This window comes from Streptomyces sp. NPDC029164, assembly GCF_055563995.1.
Genome location: NZ_JBVHWW010000043.1, coordinates 54,591 through 64,096 on the forward strand (window position 1 = coordinate 54,591; position 9,506 = coordinate 64,096).

Annotated in this window: 7 protein-coding genes; 5 read left to right on the forward strand and 2 right to left on the reverse strand. The window is 74.1% G+C overall.

Annotation, left to right across the window (positions count from 1 at the left end):
* Window positions 1-9: 9 nt before the first annotated feature.
* Window positions 10-1,203, forward strand: a complete 1,194-nt coding sequence (locus ACZ4VT_RS32625) for a cytochrome P450 family protein (RefSeq protein WP_467955023.1) — start codon at window positions 10-12, stop codon at window positions 1,201-1,203.
* Window positions 1,204-1,246: 43 nt separating this feature from the next.
* Here ACZ4VT_RS32625 and ACZ4VT_RS32630 read toward each other — a convergent pair whose 3' ends face one another.
* Both ACZ4VT_RS32630 and ACZ4VT_RS32635 read right to left on the reverse strand, forming a co-directional pair.
* Window positions 1,247-1,915, reverse strand: a complete 669-nt coding sequence (locus ACZ4VT_RS32630; RefSeq protein ID WP_467955024.1) for a class I SAM-dependent methyltransferase — start codon at window positions 1,913-1,915, stop codon at window positions 1,247-1,249.
* Between the two features lie 59 nt (window positions 1,916-1,974).
* Window positions 1,975-3,489, reverse strand: coding sequence for an IucA/IucC family protein (locus ACZ4VT_RS32635; protein WP_467955025.1), 1,515 nt, complete (start codon window positions 3,487-3,489; stop codon window positions 1,975-1,977).
* A gap of 107 nt (window positions 3,490-3,596) precedes the next feature.
* Here ACZ4VT_RS32635 and ACZ4VT_RS32640 point away from each other — a divergent pair, with 107 nt between their 5' ends.
* From ACZ4VT_RS32640 to ACZ4VT_RS32655, 4 genes are all read left to right on the forward strand, one after another.
* Window positions 3,597-5,198 (forward strand): IucA/IucC family protein, encoded by a 1,602-nt coding sequence (locus tag ACZ4VT_RS32640; RefSeq protein WP_467955026.1) that lies wholly within the window; start codon window positions 3,597-3,599, stop codon window positions 5,196-5,198.
* A 185-nt stretch (window positions 5,199-5,383) separates the two neighbouring features.
* Window positions 5,384-6,175: a GntR family transcriptional regulator gene (locus ACZ4VT_RS32645; protein ID WP_467955027.1), complete on the forward strand. Its 792-nt coding sequence runs from the start codon at window positions 5,384-5,386 to the stop codon at window positions 6,173-6,175.
* A gap of 377 nt (window positions 6,176-6,552) precedes the next feature.
* Window positions 6,553-7,605 carry a quaternary amine ABC transporter ATP-binding protein gene (locus ACZ4VT_RS32650; protein WP_467955028.1) on the forward strand — a complete coding sequence of 351 codons (1,053 nt, stop codon included), beginning with the start codon at window positions 6,553-6,555 and terminating at the stop codon, window positions 7,603-7,605.
* The gene (locus tag ACZ4VT_RS32655) at window positions 7,605-9,398 is read left to right on the forward strand and encodes an ABC transporter permease/substrate binding protein (RefSeq protein WP_467955029.1); all 1,794 of its coding nucleotides are present in this window, start codon (window positions 7,605-7,607) and stop codon (window positions 9,396-9,398) included. Before ACZ4VT_RS32650 ends, ACZ4VT_RS32655 begins: the two co-directional genes overlap by 1 nt.
* The last annotated feature ends 108 nt before the right edge of the window (window positions 9,399-9,506 follow it).

Consider the following 9,506-nt stretch of genomic DNA (forward strand, 5'->3'; position numbering starts at 1 on the left):
GCTGCACCCATGCCCCTCGTCGACCTCAGCGCGCACACCGGTGACTTCAACGCCGATCCGTACCCCTTCTACGCCGCGCTGCGCACCGCCGGCCCCGTCCACGAAGTGGTGCTGGGCGGCGAGCGGTCGTGGCTGGTCGTCGGCCACGAGGAGGCCCGGCAGGCCCTGAACCATCCCGACCTGTCGAAGAACTGGTTCGGCACCGGGCTGCTCGGGGACGCAACCGTCCCGGCCGTCGCCACGAGCATGCTGGACGCGGACCCGCCCCACCACACGCGGCTGCGCGGCCTGGTGGCGCGGGAGTTCACGGCCCGCCGGATCGAGTCCCTGCGCCCCCGCGTCCGGCAGATCACCGGCGAACTGCTCGACGAGATGGCGGCCCGTCCCGACCGGCGGGCCGACCTGATCCGGTCCCTCGCCGTACCGCTGCCCATGACCGTGATCTGCGAACTCCTCGGCGTACCCGGCCTGGACCGCGCGCGGTTCCGCTACTGGTCGAACGAGATCGTCGCCCCGCGGGACGGGGTCGGCGCGGACGGCCGGGTCCTGGAGCAGATGACCGCGTACCTCTTCGAACTCGTCGGGGCCAAGGCCGCGGACCCCGGCGATGACCTGCTCAGCGCCCTGATCCGGACCCGTGACGAGGACGGCGACCGGCTGTCCCCGGACGAGCTGATCGGGATGGCCTTCCTGCTGCTGGTCGCGGGCCACGAAACCACCGTGAACCTGATCGGCAACGGAGTACGGGCCCTGCTCGCCCACCCCGACCAGCTCGCCGCCCTGCGCGCCGACCCGGACGGCCTGATCGACGGAGCCGTGGAGGAGATGCTGCGCTACGACGGCCCGGTCCAGCACGCCACCTACCGCTTCGCCCGCACCGGCGTGGAGCTGGGCGGCATCCGGATCCCCGCCGGTTCCTCCGTCCTGGTCGCCCTCGCCGCGGCGGACCGCGACCCGGCCCGCTTCGCGCAGCCGGGACCCGACAGGTTCGACATCCGCCGTCCCGGCCCGGGCCACCTCGCCTTCGGCCACGGCATCCACTTCTGCCTCGGCGCGCCGCTCGCCCGGATGGAGGGCCGCATCGCGATCCGCGCCCTCCTGGAGCGCTTCCCGGAACTGGCCGAGGACCCGGACGCGGGCCCGCGGGACTGGCTCCCCGGCATGCTGATGCGGGGTGTGACCCGGCTGCCGCTGCGCTGGTGAAGGAGAGGGGCCACCGGTCAGACGGCGGGCCCCCTGCCCAGGATCACTCCTTGCGGGCCAGCAGGAAGCCCTGCGGGGAGTTCTCGCGGGCGTCCGGACCGCGGACCAGCCGGGCCACCTCGGTCAGCCCGGCCCCGCCCAGCAGGCCCGCGACCAGGTCGGGCGGCGTCCCGTACACGTCGAGCTCGACCGGATGCCCGTACGCGTGTTCCAGCCGGACTCTCTCGTCGCCCGCCTTGAAGGCGATCAGCGCGTACCCGCCGGGCGCCAGCACCCGGGCGAACTCCTCGAACATCTCGGGCAGTTCCGCGGGCGGGGTGTGCACGGTGGAGTACCAGGCCAGCACCCCGCCCAGTACTCCGTCGGCCATGTCCAGCGCGGTCATCGACCCCACCTCGAACCGCAGGCCGGGGTAGGTCCGGCGGGCCACCGCCACCATCGCCGGGGACAGGTCGACGCCGAAGGCCCGTACGCCGAGCCCGTCCAGATGCGCCGTCACCCGTCCCGGGCCGCAACCCAGATCGGCGACCGCCCGGCCACCGCGGACCTCGTCGCCGCGCATGCCGTCGCCGCGCACATACTCGGCGAAGGCCGCCAGCATGGCCCGGTCCAGTGGCTTGTGGACCAGTTCCGTCCCGACCAGCCGGGCATAGTCGACGGCGACGGCGTCGTAAGACGCTCTCACCGAGGTCAGGTCCGAGGTCTCCGTCATACCCCTGGACAGTAGCCGCCCGGATAGGCCTGGGGGACCCCCGGCTCCGGTGCTCCGGATCACCCTCCGACAAGCGGATTGGGCAGTTCAGCCCACTGGTCGCCGGGAATGCCGGGGCTCAGCCGCATCAGGGTGAGCGCCTTGGTGGGCAGCGGCCCGGTCAGCAGGGCCTCGGTGTCGGCGGTCGCCGGCAGCGCGGCGACCTCGGCGAGGGCGTCGGCGAAGGCCCCGGCCGAGCCCGCCGTGGCGCCGAGCGCCCCCGTCAGCAGGGATCCGAACAACTTGCGCCGCAGCACGGTCACGTCGTCGGTGATCAGCCTGCCGGACAGGGGCGGCACCGGCAGGCCGTGGCGGACGAGCCGGGCCGGGCTGATCCGGATGTCGGCGAGGTCGCGGTAGACCAGCCGGAGCGGGGCCCCGGTGCGGGAGAGGACGACGAGGAGGTTCTGGCCGTGGGCCTCCAGGGCCACCCCCAGCTCCAGCACCCGCAGGCACACCGACAGCGCGAGCCGGGCGAAGTCCGCCCGCCAGGCCGCCGAGCGCGCCGGCGCGAAGGAGGGCAGGGCCGCCACCGGGAGCACCCGCTCACCGGCGGCGGCGTCCGCGTGGACCTCCGGCGGCTCCCGCAGCACGGCCGCCAGATCCGGGGTGTGCGCGGTCGCCGCGCCCAGGGTGCGGGTGATGTGCAGCCGGCCGTCGAGCCGCTCGCACAGGCCCTGGGCGAAGGCGGACACGGCCGCCGCCGTCTCCACGGAATAGACGGAGATGTCCCGTACGGAGGAGGTCAGCCGGGCGCTCAGCGCGGTCTTCACGTGCGGGCCGCCGTCGGCCGGCGCCAGCGTGCGCAGGGCCATCAGCGGGTGCGCGGCGAATCCGGGGCGCACCGGCTCGTGTCGCAGCACGTGCGCCGCCTGCCACGGATGCACCGGGACCAGGATCCGCCCCGCGTCGCGCAGCGGCTCCGGCCAGTCGCCGGTGACCAGGCACTTCTCAGCCGGCAGGGCGACCAGGCCGAGCTCCACCACCGGGCGGTGCTCGGGGGCGTACGCCAGCTGCTCGGCCACCGAGAAGCCCGGCCGGGAACGACAGTTCGGGTGGTACGGATGACCGTCGACGACCCGCTGCTCCCACTCCCACGTGGCCCGCGCGGCGCGATCCTCGCCGGCGGGCGGCTGTCCGGCCCGGGAGAGCGCCAGGGAGGCCGTACTGGCGTCGAGCTCGGCGGCGAACTCCCTCCCGTGCGCCACCCCCAGCGCCGTGACCAGGGCCGCGGCCTGCCCGTACGGCCTACCGTCGAGCAGCAGTTCGCTCACGTACGGCTCGGTCGCGTACGGATCCGGCAGCGGGCCCTCCAGCCGGGCGCCGCCCTCCAGCAGGAGCGCCAGGCCGTCCGGCCCGCGCTCCCGGCCCACGATCCACGGCAGCGGTTCGAAGGCCAGCGCCCGCCACAGCCGGGTCAGCACGGCCGCCCGGGCGCCGCTCAGCGCGGCGGTGTACCCGGGGCCGAGCCGGGGCCGCGCACCGGCCAGTTCGGCGGCGACGGCCTCTTCGGCCGGCGAGTGGGGAAAGTGCATGCTGGGCTCCGGCATCGGAATATCGCTTTACGGGATGATCAAGTAATCATTGCGGATACCGACGATCACGACCGGTGGTTACGCCTGGCGAGCCTCCGGCGCACCGGATGGACCGAATGGAACCAGTGGACCTCAACGCCGCCGCGGACGCGTACGCCGCCACCCCGCTCCTGAACTGCCTGCTGCGGGAGACGGCCGATCCCGTCGGGCCTGCCGGGCCCGGCGGCCCGGCCGAAGCCTACGGTGCGGGCACGGGGGCGGGCGGGGGAAGGGGAGTCCACCGGCTGCGCGGCAGCGGCCGGCTGCTCCGGGTGCGCGGCGGGCGCCGGCCGGTCCGCCCCGAACTGAGGACGGCCGCCGGCTGGCACCCGCTCAGCCACACCGAGCTGGTCAAACTCGTCTCCGACGAACTGGGCCGGTTCACCGGCGTCCCCAACGACGAACTCCCCGTCGAGATCACCGACAGCCGTGACGCGCTCGCCGCGCTGCTGGCGGCCCGCGCCGAGGCCGAGCCCCCGCAGGACCCGTACGTCCTCTCCGAGCAGTCCCTGGTGATGGGCCACCCGCACCACCCCGCCCCCAAGGCCCGCGGTGGAGCCCCGGCCGGGAGCTGGCTGCCGTACGCGCCGGAGGCCTTCGCCCGTTTCCCGCTGGTCTTCCTCGGGCTGCGCGAGGACCAGGCCGCCGAGGAGGGCGGCCGGGCCGCCTCCGACGCGATCGACTCCCTGGCCGACGCCCTCGACGGGCCGCGCGCCCCGGCCGGCTACCGGCTGCTGCCCGCCCACCCCTGGCAGCTCGATCTGGTGGGCGAGCGGCCCGCGGTGCGCGAGGCCTTCGCCGACGGGCGGCTGCTGCGGCTCGGGGAGAGCCGCCGGCCGGCCTGGCCCACGGCCTCCATCCGGACCCTGTACGTACCGGAACCGGCGGCCGACCTCTTCGTGAAGTTCAGCCTCGACGTCCGCATCACCAACGACGTGCGCCGGCTGTGGCGGCACGACCTGCTGAAACTGCGCCGCACCGACGCGGCCGTCGAAGCAGGTTTCGCCGCGCTGCGCCGGACCGGCTCGGCGGCGGCCTGGCTGGCCGACCGCGGCTACCGCACGGCCTCCTTCGCCTTCGAGGAGCTCGCCGTCCTGGTCCGGGACGGCCTGCGCGCCCACACTGTGCCCGGGGCGACGCCGCTGCTCGCCGCCGCGCTCGCCGAGGGCTACGCCGGGAGCCCGCCCGCCGGGGCCGCCGACCCGGTTCGCTGGTGGCGGGCGTACCTGCGCCAGGTGGTGCCACCCGTGCTGGAGCTGTTCGCCCGCCACGGTGTCGTGCTGGAGGCCCACCTGCAGAACACCCTGGTCGCCGTGGACGCGGAGGGCATGCCCGTGCAGGCGCTCTTCCGCGACGCGGAAGGGGTGAAGCTGCTGCCGGACCTGCCGCGCGCGGACGCCTGGCAGCGCCTGGTCTACTGCCTGGTCGTCAATAACCTGGCGGAGATCGCGGGTGCGCTGGCCGGACGGTATCCGGACATCTCGCCGCTCCTGTGGCCGGCCGTACGGGAGGAGTTCCGGCGCTACGACGCCACGCGCGGGCTCCCCGAGATCGCGGAGCTGCTCACCGCCCCGGCCCTGCCCGCCAAGACCAACCTGCTGCTGCGCTGGACGCGGGCCGACGGCGCGGACGCCCGCTACCTGCCCCTGCCCAACCCGCTGCGGGAGTAGGGGGCGCACCGCCGATCGGACCGGGTGTGCCGATCGGAGCGGGTGCACGCCGATCGGACCGGGTGCGTACGGAACCGGCCAAGGTGGGCCGGGTTCCCGGATCTCCTCTCACCTAAAGGTATAGACCAATGCTACGTTGGTCGGGCAGACCGCGCAGTCCTTGACCACCCGTCAGAGGAGAAGCCATGCCCTCCCCTTCGCGGGGCGGCGGCCCGGCCGCCATGCCCAAGTACCAGCGGATCGCCGCAGCGCTGCGCCGCGATCTCGAGCGCGCCGCGCGCACCCCCGGCGGCAGACTGCCCTCCGAGCGCAGCCTGGCCGCCCGTTACGAGGTCAACCGGCAGACCATCCGGGCCGCCCTCCAGCACCTGCGCGAGGACGGCCTGGTCGTCACCGGCCGCCGCGGCACCCGGCCCGCCGTCACCGCCGTGGTGGCCGCCGCCGCTCCCGGGAGCGGGTCCGCGGCCGAGCCGGTCGCCGCCCGGCCCCCCTCCGCCGTGCCCGCCCTCACCCTGAGCTGGCTCACCCTCGTCACCGTCCCGCCCTCGCTCGCCGGGCTGCTCGGCATGGCGGGCGGGGACCGCACCCTGGTCCATCACCACCGCGAACGCGGGCCGGCCGGGGAAACCCTCCGCGACGCCGTCACGTACTTCACTCCGGGCGTCGTCGCGCGCGAACCCGAGCTGGCCGGCTACCGCGGCCGGGGGGCGACGCTCCGCGACGACGACCTCGCCCCGGTGCGGCGCTGGCTCGACCGCGCCGCGGCGGGCGGAAGGGTCGCCGAGACCCTCACCATGACCCGCACCACCCACCCGCCGGCCGCCTCCCCGGCCTGTGGTCTCACCGTGCGCCGCACCCTGCACGACACCTCCGGCCGGCTGCTGGCCGTCACCGACCTGGCCTTCCCCACGTGGGACCGGCTGACCTTCCACCGCGACCGCCGCGACCCGGCGGCGACCGGCTTCCGCGTTACATAGGTCACAACCAGGGCCGCCCGGTCCCGGTCCATCCGCCGGGCGCGCGGTGTGGGCTCCGACACGCCGCGGGCGGCGGCGCGCCGAGCCCGGCGCGCATCCCGGCCGCCGGGCCTCCGCTCCAACTCCGTCCCGTCGGCCGCGCGTCGCCACCCGGCCGGTGGCGCCGCCCCGCGTGCCGCGGTTCCCCGATCTGCAAGTGACCTGAATCACGCTGGTGTTTGCGGTGGCGAATGCGGGGCATCGTGGACTGCTGGAGCGGAACCACGTCCTCCGGCCTGCGCGCCGGAGGCGGGGCGCACACGGGCAGATCCCGTCCCGCTCTACGGCCCACCGGTCCGCCGGCGCGCGCCGTACCCCGTACGACCCGTGAGGTTTATGTGTCCACGCTCCAAGCCGAGCACGTCTACAAGGTGTTCGGACGACGACCCGACGACGCGGTCCGCGCGCTCGAAAGCGGCACCGACCGCGACGAGTTGCGCGCCGACGGGACCACGGCCGCAGTGATCGACGCCTCGTTCAGCGTCGAACCCGGCCAGATCTTCGTCGTCATGGGTCTGTCGGGATCCGGCAAGTCCACGCTGCTGCGCATGCTGAACGGACTGCTGGAGCCCACCGCGGGACGCATCCTCTTCGGCGGCCAGGACCTCACCGCGCTCAGCGCGGGCGAGCTGCGCCGCGTACGGTCCACGAAGATCTCCATGGTCTTCCAGCACTTCGCGCTCTTCCCGCACCGGAACGTCCTGGAGAACGCCGGCTACGGCCTGGAGGTGCAGGGCGTCCCCCGCGCCGAGCGCGACCGCCGCGCCGCCGAGGCCCTGGCCCTGTGCGGCCTGGAGGGCTGGGAGAAGTCCTGGCCCGACGAGCTCTCCGGCGGCATGCAGCAGCGGGTCGGCCTCGCCCGGGCCCTGGCCACCGACGCCGACCTGCTCCTCATGGACGAGTCCTTCAGCGCGCTGGACCCGCTGATCCGCCGTGACATGCAGGACCAGCTGCTGGAGCTCCAGCAGCGCTTCAAGAAGACCATTGTCTTCATCACCCACGACCTCAACGAGGCCATGCGCATCGGCGACGGCATCGCCGTCATGCGCGACGGCCGCATCGTCCAGCAGGGCACCGCCGAGGACATCCTCACCCGCCCCGCCGACGACTACGTCGCCTCCTTCATCCAGGACGTCGACCGTTCGCGGGTGCTCACCGCCGACGCCGTCATGGACGTGCCCGACGCGGACGCGCAAGCCTGCGGCTGCCCGACCGTACACGGCGACACCCCGCTCGCCGACGTGTGCGCGGTCAGCGCCCGGGTCCCGCACGCGGTCGCCGTCACCGACGCGGAGGGCGCCGTCGTCGGCTCCGTGCCGCGGGACCGGATCATCGCCTTCCTCGGTGACGAACAACGGCCCCCGATGGCCTGTGCGGAGGTGGCCGCCTGATGCCCCGCCTGCACCTCGGCGCCTGGGTCGACAGTGGTGTCGACTTCCTCCAGAGCCACCTGTCCTGGCTGTTCGACGCCATCAGCGCGCTCGTGACCGGCCTCTACGACGGCATCGACGCCGTCCTCTCCGCCCCCGCCCCGCTGCTCTTCGCGGGCATCCTCGCGGTCGGCGCCTGGTGGCTGCGCGGTCTCCTCGCGGGCCTGCTGGCCTTCGCCGGCCTCGCGCTCATCGACTCCGTCGGTCTGTGGTCCGACGCGATGTCCACGCTCTCCCTCGTCCTGGTCGCGACGCTCGTCACGCTGGTCTTCGCGATCCCGCTCGGCGTCTGGGCCTCCAGATCCGACCGGGTCAGCGCCGTCCTGCGGCCCGTCCTGGACTTCATGCAGACCATGCCCGCCATGGTCTACCTCATCCCCGGGATCATCTTCTTCGGGGTGGGCGTGGTGCCCGGCATCATCGCCACCATCATCTTCTCGCTGCCGCCGGGCGTACGGATGACCGAACTCGGCATCCGCCAGGTCGACGCGGAACTGGTCGAGGCCGCGGAGGCCTTCGGCACCACCCCGCGCGACACCCTCTTCCGCGTGCAGCTGCCCCTCGCCCTGCCGACGATCATGGCGGGCATCAACCAGGTCATCATGCTGGGCCTGTCCATGGTCGTCATCGCGGGCATGGTCGGCGGCGGCGGACTCGGCGGCGCCGTGTACCGCGCCATCGGCAACGTCGACATCGGCCTCGGCTTCGAGGCGGGCATCTCCATCGTCATCCTGGCCATGTACCTGGACCGGATGACCGGCGCCCTCGGCCGCCAGGTCTCCCCCCTCGGCCGGCGCGCCCTGGCCAAGGCGAAGGCCGCGGCCACCGGCGCGGCCAAGGTGTGGAACCACCGCCCCCAGCCCGTCCACGCCCTCAGCGGCGTCGTCGTGCTCGCGCTCGTCGCGGGCGGCCTCAGCACCTTCGGCGGCTCCACCGCCGGGGACGGACCGGCCGGCGCGGCGAACATCGGCAAGGGCCGCACGGTCTCCGTCGGATACATCCCGTGGGACGAGGGCATCGCCTCCACCTTCCTGTGGAAGGAGCTGCTGGAGCGGCGCGGCTTCAAGGTCGACGCCCGCCAGCTGGAGGCCGGAGCCCTCTACACCGGCCTGGCCGGCGGCCAGCTCGACTTCCAGACCGACGCCTGGCTGCCCGTCACACACGCGCAGTACTGGGAGAAGTACGGGAACAAGCTGGAGGACCTCGGGTCCTGGTACGGCCCCACCTCGCTGGAGCTGTCCGTGCCCTCGTACATGAAGGACGTCCGCTCGCTCGCCGACCTCAAGGGCAAGGCCGGCCGGTTCAAGGGCCGCATCATCGGCATCGAGCCGAGCGCCGGAGCCATGTCCATCCTCAAGGACAAGGTCCTGAAGGAGTACGGCCTCGAAGGCGAGTACCAGGTCGTCGACGGCTCCACGCCCGGCATGCTCGCCGAGCTCAAGCGGGCCTACGAGAAGAAGGAGCCCGTGGCGGTCGTGCTGTGGTCCCCGCACTGGGCCTACTCCACGTACGACCTGACCAAGCTGGAGGACCCGAAGGTGGCCTGGGGCAAGGGCGACGGGATCCACACCCTGGCCCGCAAGGGCTTCGCCGCCGACGAGCCCGAGGTGGCCCGCTGGCTGAGCTCGTTCAAGCTCAGCGAAGAGCAGCTGACCGGCCTGGAGGCGAAGATCCAGGAAACCGGGAAGGGCAAGGAGCAGGAGGCCGTGCGCGCCTGGCTGGGGGAACACCCCGAGGTCGACCAGCTCTCCTGACGGCGACCGGCGAAGGGGGGGGGGGGGGGGGGGGGGGGGGGGGGGGGGGGGGGGGGGGGGGGGGGGGGGGGGGGGGGGGGGGGGGGGGGGGGGGGGGGGGGGGGGGGG